General features: G+C 60.8%; 1 protein-coding gene. It reads left to right on the top strand.

All coding sequences use genetic code 11. The features are described 5' to 3' along the window. Nucleotides 1-44 precede the first annotated feature (44 nt). On the top strand, nt 45-255 hold a 211-nt coding region (locus QMX88_RS29990), incomplete at its 3' end, for an IS3 family transposase (RefSeq protein ID WP_336620256.1).

Consider the following 255-nt stretch of genomic DNA (forward strand, 5'->3'; position numbering starts at 1 on the left):
GCGAGCTGGGCAAGCACTATGGCGTTTACGATTGTTGCCGCGCGTTGGGAGTTAACCGCAGCAGTTTTTACGCCTGGCGCCAGCGCCAGGGCTTCGTCAACAGCAGCCGTGCAAGGCTTAGGGCTTTTCTGGTCAGGCTTCACAAGGAGTCGAGGGGATCAGCGGGGGCAAGAACGCTGTCCAGTGATCTTCGCAGCGAAGGGCATCAGGTTGGCCGATACATGGCCCGCACGCTCATGCGTGAATCCGGGGTCG

The sequence above is a fragment of the Pseudomonas sp. PS02290 genome (assembly GCF_029960075.1).
In the GTDB taxonomy this organism is placed as follows: domain Bacteria; phylum Pseudomonadota; class Gammaproteobacteria; order Pseudomonadales; family Pseudomonadaceae; genus Aquipseudomonas.